Raw genomic sequence first — 21,159 nt, forward strand, 5'->3', positions numbered from 1 at the left:
TCCGGTGAAAATTAAAATTTCTTGGTGAAATTGACACCGACTTCACTTTGCTTAAAAGAATAAATAATATCTGCCGTGCTTTTATTCACTTGGCTATTAAAATAAATAGAAGGTGTAAAGGTTAATATTTTATTTTTATCAAATGTCACTTGGGCATTTAAATATCTATTTTGATCTTTTCTTTTTACATTTAAATACACATCAAACTGTTCGAAATTTGTTTGTTTGTAACCTACCGCAACAAGAAAATCACACAGTCCGGTGACCTTTAAAAAACCGGCTCTAATCCCATACTGTGAATAACTATCACTATTGCGTTGTTTTTCCCGATTGGCTCCATGTATTCCTCCAAAAGCGACTAACTGAGAATCAACTAAATAGGTCCCAAATAGTGAATAGATCCATTTATCACCATCATTAAAACTATACTCATGAGGATGCGTTTTATTTTTATATTCAAAATCACCTAAAATAGTTACTCGATGATTTAACGTATATTCTGTTGCTATTTTTCCTCCTAGGCTTAAATTATAATATTGGTTATCATGCCATTTGGCTTCAAATATGGGCAATATGCCGATTTTTGTATTCGCATTCTCAAATTGATAACCCCCGCTAACAAATATATTTATTTTTCTAGCCGTGACTGTTTTCATCGGTTCTAACCCAAACGCACCAAATGATAATAGCCCTGAATGGTTACCCACGAGAGGAAAACGCTTTGTTGATTTAATGTAATAATGCCATTTTCCACCTGCAATAGACTGATTGCTGCTATTCATACATTTACTACGAAAACAGTACATTTCACGGCTATTTGATGCTTCATTTAAATTAAAATCATAACTTGAACCTAGCTTAACCATTCCTTGCCAGCGATTTTTATTCTCTAAATATATTATTTTATTTTCAATATATTCAGCTAACTTACTTGATATTCCCCCGCTATATTTTGTTTTTATATTTTGATATATCGATAATGCTGCCTCATAATGTTTAACATAAGTTAGTGCTCGAGCAAGTTTTAACTCAACCAAAAGCATATTAGGCTTGTGAATTAAAATTTCATTATATAACCTGATTGCCAAGTTATATTCATTATTTAACATCGCCTTTTCAGAGTAAATATATTTAACCAATTCTTTATCATGGTCTTTATGACTAACATAGTTATCAATGATTTTATTTATTACATCAAAATCCCTCTGCTGAATTAGATCATAAAGAATAAAGCCAAGCTCGTCGATATTTTTTTTACTATATTTTACATTATTTATTTCTGATTGATGTTTTTTGTTACTATAACCACTTAGATCATTAGTAACCTCTTCGTTTACATCTTGAACTGCCTGTATTGAGTGTAGAGGGAAAAACAATAACAAAGTTATATATATTAAATTTGTTTTTTTATTAAAAATAAACATATTAAGGCTACCATTTTAATGATAAAAATAAAAAAGTAGACAAAATTCCTTTTGCCTACTTTTTTTATCCAATTATATTTTCAATAATGATTAATCTTTCTGCCCACCAAATGCCGTGTCTAACTCACGATGGTTATCATAAGAAAGAATACCCGCCACTTGTTCTGCATTCTCACCAAATAGTTGCCCCATGCTGTTACCATAATGTGTTTCATTGGCAATGGCAGTACCGCTAAACTTACCATCCTCTTCAATGTTCCCCACCATGGAGTGGCTATTCGTTCCTTCTAATGCACCTGTAAATGATTTATCCGCAAAATTTGCATTAAACCAACCCGTCTGTTTTGCTTCACCTGCGAATTGGTTAATGCCTGCTATAGTATAATTCGCTTGGCCACTGGTTGGGACTTCTGTTGTTGCATTCGCACCGGAGAAATAAACCGTGTGCATTGCATCATCGGCTAAGCCAGTTTGTGACCAATCACCAAAATATACCTCGGCATCTGCAACTTGACTAAATTGGAACTTGCCCATGCCACCGTGCTGGCTACCGCCACTTTCCAAAACATAAACATTGTCTGGCTTTTGTGTTACCATATATTTTAAGCCAGAAAATGATATGGTTTTGCCTTCCTTCATAAAGCGAGAACCAATTCCCGGTGCACCGATACTCCCCCCGTGTGGCCCCATGGTTGATTGAGTTTTATCGACAATAATATTTGTTAGGCCATCATTATAATTTAAACTCTGATTTGATACCGTTTCTGCCATAACACCAACAGAAAATATAGAGAAAGATACTGCAACTGTAATTAATGATAATTTCTTCATTTGCACGTCCTTTTCAATAGAAGTTTGAATTAGGTATTTTTTTACAAAGACACATTAAATAAAAGTTTATTCTTTCCTTTAATGTTCGAGATTGAGTATATGCAAATGATTTTTATTTACAAATGAGGGGGATATAATTCAATTTTTTATTATTAGGCAATAAGAAAAAATAATCTTTTATTTTTTAAGTGGTTAATTAAAAACCCTATAGTATCTAATTTTATTTATTAGGGTTTTCATTAAGAATTAATTGTATTTTTAAGAGTAATTACAATTATTGGATAAAAGTAGAATAAATATATTGACAAACAATAAATAGAAATGAAATACAGGTGGAGAAAGTAAACTAGGTTATTTAAATGAGATACAAGAAGTACTCTTCTTGTATCTCATAATATGCTATACGCTTGCTAAGAGCTTTGCTATGGGCTCAGCGAGTAATCGCCCTCGCCAACCAGCCAATAGCTCAGGAGGTGTAGCTGAAGACTTTAACCCCCAATGAATAGACAGTAATTGGTTAATTTGCCGTCTAGAGGCCAATAATTCTGCATTAAATTTTTCGTTTTCAGCAATATCTTTAACCACTGCTTTAATTTCTTTAAACACGCTTTTGTATTGGCTCTGTTCAGTAATATTCGCCACCGGTGTTGGGTATTGGCTTTCATCAAGTTGTTTTGCTTGTTCGACAATCGCTAATAAACGCTTACCATGGCAACGAATTTCTTGCCCCGTTAAACCAAGTGCATCGAGTTCACCAAGAGAGCCTGGTAAATAGCGGGCTACTTTCCACAGGTGCTCTTCTTTCACTACAAAATTAACCGCCATATCACGTGCTTTAGCTTGGTTTAAACGCCATTGTGCTAATAATTGTAGGCAAGCAAGCTGTTCATCACGTAGTTGCCACGCATTATGGATATTCATGTAGGCTTTTTCTGGCTTTAGTGTTTTTTGCCGACGAGCCACAACACGTTGGCACTCATCTTTTGCATCTTCCAAATAGCCTGCTTCAGTCACTTTTCCCATTAAAATTTCAGCTAATGGTAGCAAATAAAGTACATCCGCCGCTGCATAATCACACTGTTTTTCGCTTAGCGGACGCGCGAGCCAGTCTGTCCGTGATTCACTTTTGTCGAGCTCAATGCCTAAATGTTCAGCAACCAATGACGCAAAACCACAAGAAATTGGGTAACCTAAAAATGCAGCCACAACTTGTGTGTCGATCATCGGCTCAGGTACACAATCGAAATCATGCATAAACACTTCGAGGTCTTCACTCCCCGCATGTAAAAATTTTAGTTGCTCTGGGTTGGTTAAAAGTGCTTTAAATGGGCTAAAATCCGTGATTAATAATGGGTCAATTAACGAAACTTGCTTTCCATCATATAGCTGTAGCAAACCTAGTTGTGGGTAATATGTTCGGGTACGAACAAACTCGGTATCCAAAGCGAGCCATGGTGCATTACTAGCCTCTTGGCATACTTGGGCTAATTCACTATCTGTAGTTACTAAACGATAATTCAAAACAAGTTTCTCTTTTTTATTTTCATCACAATGACGCCGGTTAAAACCGGCGTCATCTATTCTTTGTTTAAGACTAAACCACAATCATACTGGTGATTTTTCTCTTTGCAATTTTTCTTCATCACGTAGGTCTTTACGCAAAATTTTACCCACATTAGATTTTGGTAATTCATCACGAAATTCAAATATCTTAGGTACTTTATACGCGGTTAATGAACGACGGCAAAAGGTTTTTAGCTCATCACCCGTTAAATTCGCATTTTTCGTTACAACGAAAACTTTAACCGCTTCACCCGTACTTTCACTTGGTACGCCAATTGCGGCACATTCTATAACGTCTGGATGTGCCGAAATAACATCTTCAATTTCATTTGGATAAACGTTAAAACCTGAAACGATGATCATATCTTTTTTGCGATCAACAATACGAATATAACCTTCGCTATCTATTTCTGCGATATCCCCCGTCGCTAACCAACCATCCACTATCGTGTCCGCGGTAGAATCAGGCCGGTTCCAATACCCTTTCATGACTTGTGGACCTTTTACCCACATTTCGCCAGGCTCACCAATAGCGACTTCGTTGCCGTCGTCATCAAGGAATTTAACATCTGTTGACGGAACAGGTAAACCAATGCTTCCACTATAACTGGTTAAATTATAAGGATTACCCGTTACTAGTGGTGCACATTCTGTTAACCCATACCCCTCGAGTAAATGTTTCCCTGTCAGCTTCTGCCATTTTTCTGCAACGGCTTTTTGAACGGGCATTCCGCCTCCAACTGAAAGGCGTAAACGTGAAAAATCCAACTTTTTGAACTCTTCATTATGCAGCCACGCATTAAATAACGTGTTAACACCAGTAATTGACGTAACGGGATAACGTCCTAGTTGTTTTACGGTGTCAGGTACATCTCTAGGGTTGGTAATCAATAAGTTAACTCCCCCCACCGTAATAAATAGTAAGCAGTTAACTGTCAAAGCGAAAACGTGATACAGCGGTAAAGCAGTGACAACAAATTCAGCCCCAAATTTCAGTACAGGCCCGTAAGCCGCTCTTGCTTGCTCAATATTTGCTAACATGTTGCGATGAGTTAACATCGCCCCTTTAGCAACACCGGTTGTTCCACCGGTATATTGCAAAAAGGCCAAGTCATCACCGGTAATGTTAGGCTTAATGTACTGCATACGATAGCCATAATGCATAGCGCGGCGAAAGGAAATGGCGTCTGGTAAATTATATTTAGGGACTAAGCGTTTGACATACTTAACTACAAAATCAACGATTGTGGCTTTAGGACGTGAAAGTTGGTCACCCATACGCGTTAAAATGACGTGTTTCACTTTGGTATTGAAAACAATTTTTTCCAGTGTATGCGCAAAATTCGATACAATAACAATCGCTGTTGCACCGCTATCATTCAATTGATGCTCTAACTCTCTTGGGGTATAGAGTGGATTAACATTTACTACAACCATCCCTGCTCGTAATATCCCAAATAAAGCAATCGGATATTGTAATAGGTTTGGCATCATTAATGCGACACGATCCCCTTTTTTAAGGCCAAGTCCATTTTGTAAGTAGGCAGCAAAAGCGCGACTTCTCTCTTCAAGTTTCCGATAAGTCATCACCGCCCCCATGTTAATGAAAGCAGGTTGGTCGGCAAATTGAGAAACCGCATTTTCAAGTAACTCTGCTAGAGAAGCGAAGCTATCAGGATTGATTTCTTCCGGCACATCAGCAGGGTAATTTTTTAGCCAGATTTTTTCCAAAATGTTACTCCTGAATTTAGTGAAGTTATTATACTCAACATCTCTTTTAACAAATTATTAACTCAGCGTACCAGTTTGAAAAACAGACAATGTCAAGGTTGAGAGGTCTATCACTAAATAAATTTTGTTCCTTCAAGAAAAAACAAGGCGGACTAAGCCGCCTTGTTTGTCTTAAATTAGTTAAACAGATATAAATCTGTACAAGATTGCGTAATTATACATGATGTTACGTTGTTTTTGGAGAGCTTATCTAGTCACTTAAGAAAGGATTTAACCTATTACGTTAACTAAAGTCATTTTTATTGAAACTAAATTTTAGTTAATGTTTTTATTACGCACTTTCATCTGTTAGCGCTTATTTAGATAATCTTTTCTATATCAACAAAAAAGCCCCGCTATAAGCAGGGCTTTTAAATAAAGAAAGATAATCATTATTCTGTTAGATACGTTTGTACGGGTACTGGGCCTCCAGGATAACCGTATCCATAACCATAGCCCCACGGGTGGTTATAAAAATACGGGTCACCATAATAACCATAGCCCCACGGGCCAGATGGCGGAAGCATGACACTTTGTGCAACATTCCAGCGTTGGAAACCTGTTACATCTAACGTGACATACTTATAAGGAACTTGCCCTACTTTTCCTTGTTGCTCCCCAGTGATTTTCCCCACCACAGTAATATAACGGTTAGTAAAATCACTTGGTTCACGAAAACCATTTAGGTACGCATAAATACGCCCAATAGAAGGGGAATTGAGTTCTGGCGCAGCATCATATTTATTTAATGCCATCACCGCAATTTCTAAACGTGTTCTTGCTGTTTCATTTTTAACTGCAAGCACTTTCCCGCCAAAACGTGCCTCCTGCCCAATATACATTTCAGGAGCATTTTGTACGGATGTTAAGTTATCTGTTGGGTTTTGCACCGAACCTTGAATTGAAGCAGGTATCGAAACACACCCTGTCAGTGCTAATATGCTTGCAACAAAAAGGCCTTTAAGTGCATTACGGCAGTTTAATTCAATGTTCATAGACCACCTCCGATTAGCGACATTATAAATTCAGGTAATACAGTTTTAAATAGCATTTAGCAAACAAAACACGATATGTTAAAAGTAGCCATAAGAATTCTATTATACCCTAATAATATCCTAAATTATTGAATGATTCGATTCGTATTTTTATTATTCAATATTGGATTTATTTTCTGTTTAATATAAAAAATTGGCTATATCACGTGATATAGCCAATTCAAATCAATTAATTTCCCATGTATTATTCACGACCAGGCAATTTTTTCCATGTAACTTCATTACGTAGGTAAGTAGGTTCGACGTTTTGAACGGCAACCACTTTTCCCTGTTGCCATAATTGCGCAGCAATGGGTAACATATCTTGCGCATCAGGCAGCGTAATATGGCTATTCGACAATGAAGCTGAGTCATTCAGCAATGAAGGATACGCTTCCCATCCAGTTCCTGCATAACTCCAAGCCCCTGAAAGCCCAGTAAATTTATTTTTAAAATCATCGGGAAGTAGAACAGCTTCGGTTTCTTCACCTAACCAGTGACCTTCAGATGTTCGCTGATATTGGGCACAATAAATTTCTGACATCCGTGCATCAATAGCCACTAATACCTGTTTATGCCCCGCTATACGAAAGGCGCCTTCGGCAAGTGTCATTAAAGAGGAAACGCCAATCATGGGTAAATTAGCTCCTAATGCTAACCCTTGTGCGATACCAACACCAATACGAACCCCAGTGAAACTTCCTGGGCCTCGCCCGAAAGCTAATGCATCTAACTGATTTAACCCCATTCCGGCTTCCGCAAGAACGTCCTCAACCATGGGCAAGATTTTTTGCGTGTGCTCACGGGGAGAAACCGCAAAACGAGAAATAATATCACCTTCACACCAAAGTGCGACTGAACAGGCTTCTGTTGCTGTATCAACAGCAAGAATACGACTCGACATGCCTAAACTCCGGCAAATTAATAGTTTCTAATTGAAAGATGCCGATTATATTAACATAAACGGCCGTAGGAATAGCAGAAAAACAAGGTGGGATTTACCTCGTTCTATTAACTTCTTGTCTTTTCTCTTCAAGAAATGCAATTGCTTTTTGTATACTTCTTGTTCGCGGTGATGGTGGAAGGCTACGTAAAAAAACCTCACCATAAGGACGTGTCACTAAGCGGTTATCACAAATAACGATGACACCATAGTCACTGGTATCACGAATTAACCGCCCGACACCTTGTTTTAAAGTAATCACGGCATCTGGTAATTGAACATCAGAAAAAGGGTCTCCGCCTCGTAATTCACAATCTTCGATACGCGCTCTTAATAATGGGTCATCCGGCGCAGTAAATGGGAGTTTATCGATAATGACACAAGTCAGTTCATCACCTCGCACATCAACCCCTTCCCAAAAACTACTGGTAGCAACTAAAACGGCATTCCCTGCTGAAATGAATTGGGATAACAGTTTATTTTTACTGCTTTCCCCTTGCATTAAGACGGGTAATGTCAATGAGGATTTAAACTCTTCGGCCAATTCACGCATCATCAGGTGCGATGTACATAAAAAGAAACAGCGCCCCTGATTTTTTTCAATCATAGGTCGTAGCATTGTTGCTAATTTTTGTGCTAGACCTCGTTGATTGAGCTCGGGTAAAAAACGGGGAACACATAATAAGGTTTGGCTTTGATAATCAAATGGGCTGGCTAATAATAACGTTTTTGCACTGACTAAACCTAAACGGTCAGTGAAGTGACTTAATTTTTCATTTACCGACAAAGTTGCTGATGTGAAAACCCAACTGCCTGGCGTACTTGCAATCATTTCGCTGAATTTATCTGCAACCGTTAAGGGGGTTAGCGCCAGTAAAAAATGGCGACCATAACTTTCAAACCAATAACTGTAACCCGCAATCGTCACATCTTTTAAACGATTCAAACGATTTCGGTAAATAGTGACGCGCTCAAAAATTGAGTCTAAGCTCTGTGATCGGCCTAAAGTGGTTTTAATCACTTCGTAACAAAGTTCAAGAGAATCATCAAGTAATGTCAATGCTCTTTGCACTTCAGGGCGTTTTAGTAAATCACGTAAATTACCACGAAAACTGTTTTCCCCCAAATTGAGCCGGAAATCCAGTGTACTTTGCGTGAGCCTATCTGCACTTTTTTGTAGTTGCACTTGGTCTTTTAACTCAGTTCGATAGGCCATAATCATATCGCGTGCAAGATCAAGTAGTTGACGACTGCTAAGTTGCTGACCAAAATATTGGCTGGCGATATCTGGAATTTGGTGCGCTTCATCAAAAATCATGACTTCTGCTTGGGGAATTAGCTCACCAAAACCCGTGTCTTTCACGACTCTATCAGCCATAAATAAATGGTGATTTACAACAACAATATCCGCTTCTAAGGCTTTACGACGTGCTTTTAAGACAAAACAGTCTTGGTAACGTGGGCAGTCGCTGCCGAGACAATTATCATTGGTACTCGTCACTAACGGCCAAACTGGGCTGTCTTCAGCGATATCATGGCAGGTACTCGTATCACCTAACTCAGATTCAATTGACCAACTGCGTAGCCTCACTACCGCTGACAATATTTCAGGTTCAAGACTACCACCACCGAGGGACTGTTGGTCTAATCGCTCTAAGCATAAATAATTTGATCGCCCCTTTAACAAGGCTGTACGCCCAGTGTAACCCATGGCATCAATAATTGTCGGTAAGTCCCGGTGATACAGTTGATCTTGTAAGGCTTTTGACCCCGTAGAAACAATGACTTTTTTTCCACTACGCAATGCAGGAACTAAATAAGCATAAGTTTTTCCTGTTCCAGTACCGGCTTCCGCCACCAGCACATGCTGCTGCTCAATCGACCCAGTTACTGCGTTCGACATCGTAACTTGTGCTTCTCGAGGCTGAAAACCGGGAATTGTTCTGGCTAAAAAGCCATCCGCAGAAAAATCGTCGTGCACTACAAGACCTATTTATTAGTAATAATGAGGACACACTTTACCATGAGTTTATTAACCCTGCTGAGGTAATTATTATCCCCTTGAACAACTGATTTTCATCCAGCCTACAAACTGTTATTCTTGAGCCACATGTATAATAGGGAATAATTATGACTATCAAACGTATTGACCCGGATAATCGTTGGTCTGAAGCTGTTATTCACAATAATGTAATTTACTACACCAGTGTGCCTGAAAACCTTGACGCTGATATTGTTGCTCAAACAGCAAACACGCTCGCGGCAATTGATGTCATGCTTGAACGTGTTGGTTCAGACAAAAGTAAAATTCTTGATGCCACCATTTTTCTTGCTGATAAAGCCGATTTTGCTGGTATGAACCAAGCATGGGATGCTTGGGTTGTTGCTGGAAGTGCGCCTGTCCGCTGTACTGTCCAAGCATTGTTGATGAAGCCAGAATATAAAGTTGAAATTAAGATTGTTGCAGCAATTGATTGATTAGACAGGTTTTGCTTTGCATAAAAATGGGCGCCAATTATTAGCGCCCATCCATTCTCTAAATAGTTTGTGATGTCGCTAGGCGGCAAGTGAGTTAATCCCTTGGGGCATACAAAAGTATGTGACTAGGGTTAACGAATGCAGCCAACGACGCGACAACGCAAAATATGATGAGCATTATGACATCTTAATAAGTACCATCCCCAGCAACAGCAACACAATTCCCCCCCAGCCTTTATAATTTAGCCGTTGATTGAAAAGAATCCAACCTGCTGCTACTGTGGCGATAATACCGAATGCTCCCCATAATGCATAAGCAATTGAAAGTTCGATTCCTTTTACAGCTTGCGCTAATGCACTGAAGGCTCCGAGTACCGCAATTAGGGAGAGAATACCTATCCAATATCGTTTAAATCCATTCGACATTTTTAACAAAATGTTAGCTGCGATTTCTAATATTACGGCTAGGATCAAAAACGCAGCATGCCACCATTCAAAATGACTCGCCATATTACGCCTCCGACTTAGCTTCGCGTCCAACTAAAGCATTTGTTTTGGCAGCATTGACCGCGTTTTGTGTAACTTGTTTTACTTTCTGTGCAGATTGACGAACGGTGGCTTTTTTGGTGCCTGATTTAATCAACCCAATACCGGTGATCAGTAATACTAATCCACCTATTTTCATCGGTGATAGTGATTCTCCAAACCACATGACACTAAATGTTGTGATAAAAAGAATGCCAATACCTTCCCAGAGTGCATAGGCGACACCTAATGCCACTTTTTTAACTGCAATGGCAAGCAAAATGTATGATGTTGCTATCATGACATACATCACCACCATACCGGTGAAATCACCACTAACGCTGGCATGTTTCATTGATAATGTACCGATAACCTCGGCAACGATAGCTAATACTAAAAATATCCAGTAAATCATTATAATATCTCTCTATGTACAGCCACGTAATAGCCTGTTTTTTGTACAGAACAAATAGACAAATTACTATTGCGCGATTGTTGAAAATTCAAATAAATAACAAGGTGTTGCTGAGTTTATTCAGCGAAATGAATAATCGAGAGAGACGCTATAATGCACCACACCAGTAGTGTTCACTGGAAAGGATAGCTGAAAGGAAAAGCCTGTGTGTCGTTCTTTTTTGGGACTTGCTGATCTTGCCGCTAGTTGAGCTAAGCATGATATCTTATTCTTTTCATCAGGTAGACATCTACCCAATTTACTCCGAACCCTCATGTTGATAGTTAATTTCAGCTTATTTTTAGCATGCCAACTTTATTAAGTCAATGAATATAAACATTTTTTGCATTGAATAAAATATGAATAACTATTCATTTATATGCTAATCAACCCTTGAACTATCAACAATTATACGAATAAACAAGCGGCAACGATAAATTTTTCATTGGAATTATTTTATAAAAAAATCTCTTTATTCCACTTTTTATACTCTCATCACACCTAAAATATACTATTCGATTTTTAACATTGACAACCTGATTGAACAAGCTTCTTATAGTAGCCATATGATTGTAATATGCCGAAGAGAGTGCCATGAATACCTTTAGCCTTACCTCCAATAGTTTCCAAAATGCCGCAGATGCAACACCATTACCTTATGATGTCGTATCAATTCAGTCGCAAGTTATTTATGGCAGCGTTGGGAATAGCATTGCCGTTCCAGCGTTGACAAAACAAGGTTTACGAGTAGCTGCAGTCCCTACCGTAGTACTGAGTAATACTCCTCATTATACCACTTGCTATGGTGGGGAGTTACCTGGAGAGTGGTTTCGTGGTTATTTAAACGGTTTTGTTGAACGTGGTAGTTTAGATTCTGTAAGAGCTATTTTGACTGGTTATCTAGGCTCCCCAGAAAAAGCTCAAGACTTAGCTGACTGGTTAACCCTCGTCCGCAAAGAACGAGCCGCACTGCCGGTTATTGTTGACCCAGTCATGGGGGATGAGGACAGTGGTTTTTATATTCCCCCTGAAATTGCCGAGGTCTACCGTGATAAAGTCATACCTTTAGCAACAGGAATTATTCCAAACAAATTCGAGCTCATGACCTTAAGTGGCAAACAAGTTAATAATTTGGATGATGCAACAACTGCAGCCCGCAGCTTATTGAAAGGAAATACACAGTGGGTAATCATCACAAGTGCTTTCCAGCCTGATGATGATAATATCGAAGTGGTCTGTGTTACCAAAGATGACGTGGCCGTGATCCGCCACAAACGTTACCCTGTCACGCCAAAAGGAACGGGGGATTTATTTGGTGCAGAACTCACCGCACAATTATTAGCTGGGCTGTCCGTTCCTGATGCCGCTAAAATGGCGTGTTTACGCATTGAACAAGCGATTATTCACATGGCTGCTACAGGACGTAGTGAATTGATTCTTTAAACCACGATATAACACGATATAACACGATATAACAAGCATAGAGAAATGGCGGGATTATCCCGCCATTTTAGTCAATACACCGTCTAATATTTCAAGTATTGATAATTTTATTCGAACTCATTCCACGAACGACCATCACGAGCAATCATCGCTACAGATGCAATCGGCCCCCAAGTCCCTGCCTGGTATGGTTTAGGCGCTTCATTGTCCATTGCCCATGCATCTATAATAGAATCAACAAATTTCCATGCTTCTTCTACTTCATCACGGCGAACAAACAGTGCTTGAATGCCGCGCATTGCTTCAAGCAATAAACGTTCATAGGCGTCAGCAAGGTGAGTTTGGTTGAAAGTTTCGGAGAAACTTAAATCCAATTTAGTGGTTTGTAAACGGTGTTTATGATCAAGGCCTGGTGCCTTATTCATAATTTCAATATCAATCCCTTCGTCTGGCTGCAAACGAATAGTTAATTTATTCTGAGGTAGATCTTGATAACTTTCCGAGAAAATATTTAACGCGGGCTTTTTAAAATAAACCACAACTTCTGAACATTTAGCCGGTAGGCGTTTCCCTGTACGTAAATAGAAAGGCACGCCCGCCCAACGCCAGTCATCAATATCAACACGCAAAGCAACGAATGACTCAGTCATACTTTGCTTATTCGCCCCCTCTTCCTCTAGATATCCAGGGACTTTTTTGCCCTGAACAAAACCAGAGGTATATTGCCCACGTACAGCCTTTTCACGCACATTAGTATGGTCAATGCGACGTAAAGAACGTAAGACTTTCACTTTTTCATCACGAATACGGTCAGTAGTTAAATCTGCCGGTGGTGACATCGCAATCATCGTTAAGATTTGCAATAAGTGGTTTTGCACCATATCACGCATTTGGCCTGCTTGATCGAAATAACCCCAACGACCTTCGATTCCCACTTCTTCTGCAACTGTGATCTGGACATGATCGATAGTGCGGTTGTCCCAGTTATTGATAAATAACGAGTTTGCAAAACGCAGTGCGAGTAAATTTAAAACTGTTTCTTTACCAAGATAGTGGTCAATACGATAAACTTGGCTTTCATCAAAATACTTGGCCACTTCATTATTAATTTCTTGTGATGACGCTAAATCCGTTCCCAGTGGTTTTTCCATGACAACACGATTTGGCTTTTTATTTAATTTAGCATGACCCAGTCCTTGGCACATTGCACCAAAGGTGCTCGGTGGCATGGCAAAGTAATGGATAGCCGGTTGTGCATCTTGTTTTAACATTTCAGCTAAACGCACAAAACTTTCAGTCTGGTTAACGTCTAAGTTACAAAAATCCAAGCGAGAGCTCAATTTTTCCCACAATGCTGAATCGAGATCTTCTTTTAAGAACTTATCTAACGCTTCTTTGACAAAGTGGACATAATCATCTTGACTCCATTCAGCTCGACCGACACCAATAATACGCGTGTCTGGATGAATGTAACCTGCTTTCTCTAACTGATAAAGCGATGGCAACAGCTTACGACGAGCGAGGTCTCCCTTGGTGCCAAAAATAATTAAGTCACAAGCTTGAGCAGCATTATGTACCGCCATATTGGTTCTCCTCAATTTGCGGAATGTAAGACCTAACTAGGATAGGCCTTATTGTAATTTTGTTAAAATTAGCCCTAATTCCGCTAATGTACCCTGTTGCTAGTGCCCAGTAAATCTTCATGATACCGATCACAGTTTTTATGATGAAAAAAACAACATATTCCCTGTTTGCTCTTATGTTACACACTGAATAATTTTTAGTGTATTAAAAAGATGCGATTTAACTGAATGGAGACAGCTTCCGTAAAAAAATAACAAAATATGTAGGATGTTTACTAATCTGAAAATTAGATACGGGTCAAAGTTTCACAAAAAGCTGCTAGTTATCACCTGCATTCAGATAGCTTACATATCTTACATAGTATATTTTCAATCTCTATTACAGCATCACGACAAGAAATTAAAAATCAACAATAGGATAACGTGATGACTCACAAATTTCTCCTTTCGATGAAATAGGCGCTTTTGCTATATGAATATTTTAGAACAAATGAAAACAAGTCTCGATTTTTTAAGTAAATCAGAAAAAAAGGTGGCTGAGGTTATTTTAGGTATGCCACAAAATGCCATTCATCTTAGTATCGCCACTCTAGCGCAATTAGCAGATGTTAGCGAACCAACAGTAAACCGCTTTTGTCGGAAAATGGGCACGAAAGGATTCCCTGATTTTAAATTACGATTAGCACAAAACTTAGCCAATGGAACCCCTTACATCAATCGCCATATAGAAGAAACTGACACAGTAAATACCTATACTCACAAAATTTTCGAATCGGCTATGGCCGGGTTAGATAATGTGAAACACACGCTCGATATTAGTGCAATTAACCGTGCAGTTGATTTATTAACCCAAGCACGAAAAATCAGTTTTTTTGGCTTTGGTGCTTCTGCTGCCGTCGCCCACGACGCAATGAATAAATTTTTCCGCTTTAATATTCCTGTCATATACTTCGATGATATTGTCATGCAGCGTATGAGCTGTATCAATAGTACTGAAGGAGACGTTATTGTGCTCATTTCCCATACGGGAAGAACAAAAGCATTAGTTGATATGGCTCGTTTAGCAAGGGAAAACGATGCCACCGTCATAGCAATTACCTCAGAAAACTCTCCGCTATCCCAAGCCGCTACCCTACCTATCATTATTGATGTGCCTGAAGATACAGATATCTACATGCCGATGGTATCAAGAATGGCTCAGCTCGCAGTCATTGACGTATTAACAACGGGTTTTACGTTAAGAAGAGGTGAAAAATTTAGAGATAACTTGAAGCGCGTCAAAGAAGCATTACGTGATTCGCGGTTTGATAGCATCTAAAGGCAATAAACTGACAGTATAAATGCTTTTCTTTGCTTTTCAGGCTTTAATAGTTTTACAGACCTGATAGCATTAAGAAATTGGCTGTATATAATAGCTGTGCTCGTGTCAGCATCCCTATTTGCAGTAAACAGGTTTCGAAATGGGGTGAAATGGTTTCACTCTTTTATCAACACCATTACAGGTCAACGGAGTAATACATGTCTAGACGGCTTAGAAGAACTAAAATTGTTACAACTCTTGGTCCAGCTACCGATCGCGATAATAATCTTGAAAAAATTATCAATGCTGGCGCCAACGTTGTTCGCCTTAACTTCTCCCACGGAACTCCAGAAGACCATCTATTGCGTGCTAATAAAGTACGTGAGATTGCCGCTCGTTTAGGACGTCACGTTGCTATCCTCGGTGATTTACAAGGCCCTAAAATTCGTGTTTCTACGTTTAAAGATGGTAAAGTTTTCCTCAATATTGGTGATAAATTCATTCTTGATGCCAATTTAGGTAAAGGTGAAGGTTGCCAAGAAAAAGTGGGTATCGACTATAAAGGCTTACCTGCCGATGTCGTTCCAGGCGATATTTTACTTCTTGATGATGGGCGTGTTCAATTAAAAGTCCGAGAAGTCCAAGGATTACAAGTCCTTACAGAAGTTACTGTTGGTGGCCAATTATCTAACAATAAAGGTATTAATAAACTCGGTGGTGGTCTTTCTGCTGAAGCATTAACAGACAAAGACAAAGAAGATATAAAAACCGCAGCCAAAATTAATGTCGACTATTTAGCCGTTTCATTCCCTCGCTCTGGTGAAGATTTAGATTATGCGCGCCGACTAGCTCGTGATGCGGGTTGTGAATGTCAAATTGTTGCTAAAGTCGAGCGTGCTGAAGCCGTTGCCAATGATGAAGTCATGGATGAGGTTATTCTCGCTTCTGATGTCGTCATGGTTGCTCGTGGTGACCTCGGTGTAGAAATTGGCGATCCTGAGTTAGTTGCTGTTCAGAAAAAATTAATCCGTCGTTCACGTCAATTAAATCGCGTGGTTATCACTGCAACACAAATGATGGAATCGATGATCACTAACCCAATGCCAACGCGGGCCGAAGTCATGGACGTCGCGAATGCGGTGTTGGATGGTACCGATGCCGTTATGCTTTCCGCTGAAACTGCCGCAGGCCAGTACCCTGCAGAAACGGTAGCTGCAATGGCACAAGTTTGCTTTGGTGCAGAAAAAATGCCTGGCCTGAATGTATCTAAACACCGTTTAGATGCAGAATTTAGCAGCCCAGAAGAAGCAATTGCTATGTCAACAATGTATGCAGCTAACCACCTTAAAGGGGTTAAAGCTATCATTGCAATGACTGAGTCTGGTCGTACTGCTCGTATGATGTCTCGTATCAGTTCTGGCTTGCCTATTTTTGCAATGTCTCGTCATGAAAAAACGCTCAACCAATGTTCTCTATACCGTGGTGTTACCCCTGTTTTCTGTAGCACCCACACAGATGGTATTGCGGCTGCTAATGAAGCAGTGACGCGTTTACGTGATAACGGCTATTTAATGAGTGGTGACGTGGTTCTTGTCACTCAGGGTGACTTAATGGGCACCGTAGGTAGCACGAATACTTGTCGTATTCTAGAGGTCGAATAATCTTTTAGCCCTCGCCTATAGGTGGGGGCTGTCTTTTATATTAGTGCTCTATCTAACCTTGAGCTTGTTTCCATTTGGCATATGCTTCGCTAATTACAGGGGCAATTTTATCATAATTTTCCCATGAATTTTCTATATGGTAAGTTGTTGGTAAATGGCCTTTAAGGACACGTTCATAATCTTCAAAATAGCCCTTCTCTTCCGCTGCATAGTAAAACTGAGTAAAAGCATTACCTTCATCACTTAAATCTTCATCTATAAATTTTTCATCACACATTGTCATCAAAAATTCACGACCATCCAACTTTCGAGCTTTAACTAATGCGAGTTCTTCCCCTGATTCTTCAGTATGAAATTCTCCTACTAAATTATTATGAATAATCCATGTTAAATAAAAGCCAATATGGGTGCCTCCATTCTCATTTGGTAAGTCTGATGGATAATCACCACCGTAATGCCAATCCATACGATCAAATGCCATAGTCGTCCTCAACTTATTCATCAATAAAAGCTAACTATAACTTACTTCAGGTTAGTGATAAATTAAGATAAAGTGCAAAATGATGGCTAAATAATAAGTAATACAAAACAGTAAAACTCTGCAGTTCACTTCTGTTACGTGCAGAGCAAATAGAGCTTAGTGATATTGTAGATTAAATTGTAGCGTACCGTTTGCTTCCCCAGCAGTTGTTATAGATTGAGTTTGGATATAAGCAGCTTCCAACGGAATGTTATATTTGCCTACATTATTTTGTTCAACGATAGGCATTAACTGATTAAGCTTAATTGGTGCTCCGTTATATTTTACTTGGATTGCATAGCCCTTCGCTGTATTTTCATCAGTTAAATTATTGAGTGCAATTGCCCCCGGTGTTTGGCTTGTGTCTTGCGATCCAATAAACGTAATTTTTATCGGTGATATAGGGTCGCAGTCTAATTGAATTTGAAAGTTTCTTTTACTCACGGAGCTTGTTGAACCAACACCTGTAAACGACGATTTGCTGACTTTACCGAACGGCACATCTATTGACTTATTTTTAACTTCGCAACCACTCGAAATAATATTAATTGGCCCTATAGTCACTTTTGGTTCAATTCTTCCATATGAGTCTGAAGCAATAAAACTATTATTGAACAAAATTAACATCGCAGCATAAGTGGTTGGTAAAGTTTGGTTTTTAACATTATTACCAACTTTATAAAAATCTGCTCTTAACTTTACAGTATATCTTGCTGATGATGCATTAGAACCACAAATTAACCTATTACTAATATTTCCATCTTTCGTATTTACTCCATCAACATACGCAGAACCAGAGCAAGGGCTCATCACTGTTCCATGTAAAGCATAACCAACACCTGAACTATTAACTTCTCTCACATAGCCTACACCAGAAATGTACCTTGAATTCCCAGATACGTTTGGTAAATATATACCAACTTCTGTATTACCAGTTACATTCCACCACACCCAAGGGGAATGCGTACCTAAATCAACTGAACCAATAAAAGTACCTACCGGTAATGTGCGTGAGACATAAAGTGTTTTATTTGAATTAACAAGTTGGTTAGTAAATTCAGCCCTAAATTCTGCAACACCAAATTGTGAATATAAAAGTAACGGAATGCCGATTTTTAATCCTAAATTATTCATGACGACTCCTATTCACAAGTTCGTTCTATAAACTGAATTTTTTCATTTTCTAACGATAATGAAAGTGGAACTGTACATTGTTGATTATGACTATTACCCCATTTTACAATGACGATACTTTGCTCTGGAACACCACTTAAATACACTTCCCCATCATTTGCAACAATACCTCCAGTCACTTGCTCTTCATTTTCTATAACAGAAACTTGTGTGCCAAATGCAATTGGTTTGCCTGCATGCTGCAGTTTTAGTAATACTCTAGCGCCGCGTTTTGCTTGAAAATTAGCTAATACAATAGCTCCTTGAGTAGGAACGACAGTTGTTGTATTAATAGCAACATCATTATTACCACTTAATGTTGCAGTATCGACACTAATTTTATTTCGTTCATAGCGTGTAACCGTAGGAATTACAGCAAAGCCTGAAGAGTTAGTATAGAGCGACTGCGCATTATTCACTTTTAAATTATCAATATCTTCAGCTTTTACGAGCACTGCAGAATCATAAATAGTACGTGATGTCGTTAGCCCTCCAGAATGCAGTAATAATGCTCCTGTTGCACCTAGATAGACAGAATGATATTTAGGATCATAATTATAGCCTGCACTGTATTCCCCTGATGAAACTATATAGCTTGCACTAATGGAATTACTATATTCATCATGGCTATGGTGGTATCTTTGTGTGAGGTCATACTGCAAATTATTATCTTCTAATTGCGTACCATTAAAACTCAATGAGCTAATAGAGTCGCCTTTTTTACTGGTATTATAGCTATAATTGATCCAATTATTTCTCCACCCTAAATCAAAAGGAATACTTAAATTTAATGACAGCATTTCGTCATTGGTATTCGAATAATCTTGCTTTGTATAAGAATAAGCAACACTGTAATTCATCGAATTATAATTAGAACTAAAACTCATTGTTAGATTTTTATCTGAACCACTTTTATCCCAATAATATTGCTGGTAACCATTCACTGATAAATAACCTATTCCGTTAAGTGATTGGGATACTGATGCTTGAAACTGTTGTTTTTTCCGATCGATGTTATAAAAGTAATTATTCGAATCAGAGAAATCATAATAATTCTTTGTTGAATAGCGATATGATGCTAAAGAAAAAGAAGTGCCTGTATCTGGAATATATTTTGAATACTGAATTCGGTATGATTGCCCTTCTGCCTTCTTTTTATCAATCAATCGTGCCGATGCTTGTGTAATATCTGTCGATATCGCACCAATATTACCTAAGTTTACTCCAGTACCTATTGTGTAAGCTTGATAGCCTTGGGAAACTAAAAAACCTCCATAAGCGGATAAGTTATATGGTAACCCATAAATTGCTGATGCTTGCGCAAAATTTGGTTTACGCCGTGCACTATCAACATTATATTTACCAATATCTACACTATATTTTAATGCACCTGCCCTTTGCATCATTGGTACCGCTGAAAACGGCTGAATAAAAGATCGGATTGTTCCATTAGCTTCTTCAATGGAGACCTCAAGGTCACCACTGTATGAAGTTGGATATAAATCATTAATTGAAAACTCACCGGGGGGTACAGTTGTTTGATAAATCACATTACCATTTTGCCTAATAGTAACAATCGCATTTGATTGTGCAATTCCTGTGACTGTCGGTGCAAAACCTCTTTCACTTTGAGGCAACATACTTTCATCGGAAGCTAACCTTATCCCACGATAAGGGTTGCTTTCCATCACACCATTATCAGAGGATGTTTCACCAATCGTTAATCGACTTTTTAAACTTCTGATATCTCGCTCTATATAGGTTTGTAAGTTATTCCAATTTGTTTCATTGGTTGTATTACTATATGTGCTATAGCTACGCAAACGCCAAGCATTTATATTAATACCGCTTCTTAAACCTAAGAATGTATTATCTCTGTTATCTCTATTTTGGTACCAATGCTTATTAAATCTTGCAGTGTAATTAACAAATGCCACATTAATTCCATCGTCCCATTCTTTCGGTTCAACGTAACCTCGGCTAGTATTTTCTAAACCAATTTGAGGAATACTAACTTGTAGCTGTTGGATTTCGAATTTGTATTGATAATTAGCGCTAGGAATAATTTGAGCAATATCGTTCAAATATTCATCACTTTCAATTACTGAGAATTTTTCGCTTGCTGAGTTTTTTACCCCCCAATCTAGTAGCATTTTTTTTGTTATTTTAGGGAGTAGTTTTTTAGTTTTATCATCAAATAAAAATGTAATATTCTTATTGTCCACCCGTTGATCATTAATATAAATATCAACAAAATAGTCACCTGGTAATTGCCCACCTGTGGATGACAAGTAGCCCAAGCTATTCACATCGGCAACTTGACTTTCAATTCCAGTGTTGATGGCATTGATATCAAATATATCTTCAGCAATTGTATTATTGGCATACAATATCAAGCTGATCGTAGTAAAAACTTTAGAATACATAAGTCTATTTTTGGTATAGAGAATTGACATC

17 protein-coding genes are annotated in these 21,159 nt (G+C 38.5%); 4 read left to right on the forward strand and 13 right to left on the reverse strand.

The window, feature by feature from the left end:
• Positions 1-11 precede the first annotated feature (11 nt).
• The 7 genes from PR725_RS07650 to PR725_RS07680 form a co-directional block, all read right to left on the reverse strand.
• Positions 12-1,424, reverse strand: coding sequence for a surface lipoprotein assembly modifier (locus PR725_RS07650; RefSeq protein WP_196719521.1), 1,413 nt, complete (start codon positions 1,422-1,424; stop codon positions 12-14).
• 90 nt (positions 1,425-1,514) lie between these two features.
• Positions 1,515-2,255, reverse strand: a complete 741-nt coding sequence (locus PR725_RS07655) for a Slam-dependent surface lipoprotein (RefSeq protein WP_272568385.1) — start codon at positions 2,253-2,255, stop codon at positions 1,515-1,517.
• Positions 2,256-2,654: 399 nt separating this feature from the next.
• Positions 2,655-3,776 carry a ribonuclease D gene (rnd, locus tag PR725_RS07660; protein WP_004910722.1) on the reverse strand — a complete coding sequence of 374 codons (1,122 nt, stop codon included), beginning with the start codon at positions 3,774-3,776 and terminating at the stop codon, positions 2,655-2,657.
• Between the two features lie 84 nt (positions 3,777-3,860).
• On the reverse strand, positions 3,861-5,549 hold the full coding sequence (gene fadD, locus PR725_RS07665; protein ID WP_004910720.1) for a long-chain-fatty-acid--CoA ligase FadD: 1,689 nt from the start codon (positions 5,547-5,549) through the stop codon (positions 3,861-3,863).
• A gap of 431 nt (positions 5,550-5,980) precedes the next feature.
• On the reverse strand, positions 5,981-6,583 hold the full coding sequence (locus tag PR725_RS07670; RefSeq protein WP_004910718.1) for a Slp family lipoprotein: 603 nt from the start codon (positions 6,581-6,583) through the stop codon (positions 5,981-5,983).
• A 244-nt stretch (positions 6,584-6,827) separates the two neighbouring features.
• Positions 6,828-7,526, reverse strand: a complete 699-nt coding sequence (gene tsaB / locus PR725_RS07675; RefSeq protein WP_123381997.1) for a tRNA (adenosine(37)-N6)-threonylcarbamoyltransferase complex dimerization subunit type 1 TsaB — start codon at positions 7,524-7,526, stop codon at positions 6,828-6,830.
• 94 nt (positions 7,527-7,620) lie between these two features.
• Positions 7,621-9,546 carry an ATP-dependent DNA helicase gene (locus tag PR725_RS07680; protein WP_004910714.1) on the reverse strand — a complete coding sequence of 642 codons (1,926 nt, stop codon included), beginning with the start codon at positions 9,544-9,546 and terminating at the stop codon, positions 7,621-7,623.
• A gap of 149 nt (positions 9,547-9,695) precedes the next feature.
• Between PR725_RS07680 and PR725_RS07685 the strand changes: the two genes are divergently transcribed.
• A complete protein-coding gene (locus PR725_RS07685; protein ID WP_004254978.1) occupies positions 9,696-10,043 on the forward strand; it encodes a RidA family protein in 348 nt (115 codons plus the stop codon).
• Between the two features lie 177 nt (positions 10,044-10,220).
• Here PR725_RS07685 and mdtI read toward each other — a convergent pair whose 3' ends face one another.
• Both mdtI and mdtJ read right to left on the reverse strand, forming a co-directional pair.
• The gene (gene mdtI, locus PR725_RS07690; protein WP_004254980.1) at positions 10,221-10,553 is read right to left on the reverse strand and encodes a multidrug/spermidine efflux SMR transporter subunit MdtI; all 333 of its coding nucleotides are present in this window, start codon (positions 10,551-10,553) and stop codon (positions 10,221-10,223) included.
• Position 10,554: 1 nt separating this feature from the next.
• Positions 10,555-10,983 (reverse strand): multidrug/spermidine efflux SMR transporter subunit MdtJ, encoded by a 429-nt coding sequence (mdtJ, locus tag PR725_RS07695; protein WP_004910709.1) that lies wholly within the window; start codon positions 10,981-10,983, stop codon positions 10,555-10,557.
• Between the two features lie 633 nt (positions 10,984-11,616).
• Here mdtJ and pdxK point away from each other — a divergent pair.
• The gene (pdxK, locus tag PR725_RS07700) at positions 11,617-12,465 is read left to right on the forward strand and encodes a pyridoxine/pyridoxal/pyridoxamine kinase (RefSeq protein WP_004910707.1); all 849 of its coding nucleotides are present in this window, start codon (positions 11,617-11,619) and stop codon (positions 12,463-12,465) included.
• Positions 12,466-12,572: 107 nt separating this feature from the next.
• Here pdxK and zwf read toward each other — a convergent pair whose 3' ends face one another.
• A complete protein-coding gene (gene zwf / locus PR725_RS07705; protein WP_004910705.1) occupies positions 12,573-14,048 on the reverse strand; it encodes a glucose-6-phosphate dehydrogenase in 1,476 nt (491 codons plus the stop codon).
• 472 nt (positions 14,049-14,520) lie between these two features.
• Between zwf and PR725_RS07710 the strand changes: the two genes are divergently transcribed.
• Both PR725_RS07710 and pyk read left to right on the forward strand, forming a co-directional pair.
• Positions 14,521-15,366, forward strand: coding sequence for a MurR/RpiR family transcriptional regulator (locus tag PR725_RS07710; protein WP_004910703.1), 846 nt, complete (start codon positions 14,521-14,523; stop codon positions 15,364-15,366).
• 200 nt (positions 15,367-15,566) lie between these two features.
• Complete coding sequence (gene pyk / locus PR725_RS07715; RefSeq protein ID WP_272568390.1) at positions 15,567-17,009, forward strand: pyruvate kinase; 1,443 nt, start codon at positions 15,567-15,569, stop codon at positions 17,007-17,009.
• A gap of 52 nt (positions 17,010-17,061) precedes the next feature.
• Here the strand turns inward: pyk and PR725_RS07720 are convergent, their stop codons facing one another.
• The 3 genes from PR725_RS07720 to PR725_RS07730 all read right to left on the reverse strand — a co-directional run bounded on the left by PR725_RS07720 (position 17,062) and on the right by PR725_RS07730 (position 21,158).
• On the reverse strand, positions 17,062-17,490 hold the full coding sequence (locus PR725_RS07720; protein ID WP_004910701.1) for a DUF7832 domain-containing protein: 429 nt from the start codon (positions 17,488-17,490) through the stop codon (positions 17,062-17,064).
• Positions 17,491-17,646: 156 nt separating this feature from the next.
• Positions 17,647-18,663: a fimbrial protein gene (locus tag PR725_RS07725; RefSeq protein WP_109913284.1), complete on the reverse strand. Its 1,017-nt coding sequence runs from the start codon at positions 18,661-18,663 to the stop codon at positions 17,647-17,649.
• 8 nt (positions 18,664-18,671) lie between these two features.
• Positions 18,672-21,158, reverse strand: coding sequence for a fimbria/pilus outer membrane usher protein (locus tag PR725_RS07730; protein ID WP_272568393.1), 2,487 nt, complete (start codon positions 21,156-21,158; stop codon positions 18,672-18,674).
• Between the last annotated feature and the right edge of the window lies 1 nt (position 21,159).

This window comes from Providencia sp. PROV255 (genome assembly GCF_028478065.1).
Classification (GTDB): domain Bacteria; phylum Pseudomonadota; class Gammaproteobacteria; order Enterobacterales; family Enterobacteriaceae; genus Providencia; species Providencia rettgeri.

Bases quoted from the DNA above. Each gene is read 5' to 3' on its own strand.
- pdxK (WP_004910707.1), top strand. From the start codon at position 11,617: ATGAATACCTTTAGCCTTACCTCCAATAGTTTCCAAAATGCCGCAGAT.
- PR725_RS07725 (WP_109913284.1), bottom strand. From the start codon at position 18,663: ATGAATAATTTAGGATTAAAAATCGGCATTCCGTTACTTTTATATTCA.
- PR725_RS07655 (WP_272568385.1), bottom strand. From the start codon at position 2,255: ATGAAGAAATTATCATTAATTACAGTTGCAGTATCTTTCTCTATATTT.
- PR725_RS07670 (WP_004910718.1), bottom strand. From the start codon at position 6,583: ATGAACATTGAATTAAACTGCCGTAATGCACTTAAAGGCCTTTTTGTT.
- PR725_RS07685 (WP_004254978.1), top strand. From the start codon at position 9,696: ATGACTATCAAACGTATTGACCCGGATAATCGTTGGTCTGAAGCTGTT.
- mdtI (WP_004254980.1), bottom strand. From the start codon at position 10,553: ATGGCGAGTCATTTTGAATGGTGGCATGCTGCGTTTTTGATCCTAGCC.
- mdtJ (WP_004910709.1), bottom strand. From the start codon at position 10,983: ATGATTTACTGGATATTTTTAGTATTAGCTATCGTTGCCGAGGTTATC.
- PR725_RS07650 (WP_196719521.1), bottom strand. From the start codon at position 1,424: ATGTTTATTTTTAATAAAAAAACAAATTTAATATATATAACTTTGTTA.
- zwf (WP_004910705.1), bottom strand. From the start codon at position 14,048: ATGGCGGTACATAATGCTGCTCAAGCTTGTGACTTAATTATTTTTGGC.
- pyk (WP_272568390.1), top strand. From the start codon at position 15,567: ATGTCTAGACGGCTTAGAAGAACTAAAATTGTTACAACTCTTGGTCCA.
- PR725_RS07730 (WP_272568393.1), bottom strand. From the start codon at position 21,158: ATGTCAATTCTCTATACCAAAAATAGACTTATGTATTCTAAAGTTTTT.
- PR725_RS07710 (WP_004910703.1), top strand. From the start codon at position 14,521: ATGAATATTTTAGAACAAATGAAAACAAGTCTCGATTTTTTAAGTAAA.
- tsaB (WP_123381997.1), bottom strand. From the start codon at position 7,526: ATGTCGAGTCGTATTCTTGCTGTTGATACAGCAACAGAAGCCTGTTCA.
- PR725_RS07720 (WP_004910701.1), bottom strand. From the start codon at position 17,490: ATGGCATTTGATCGTATGGATTGGCATTACGGTGGTGATTATCCATCA.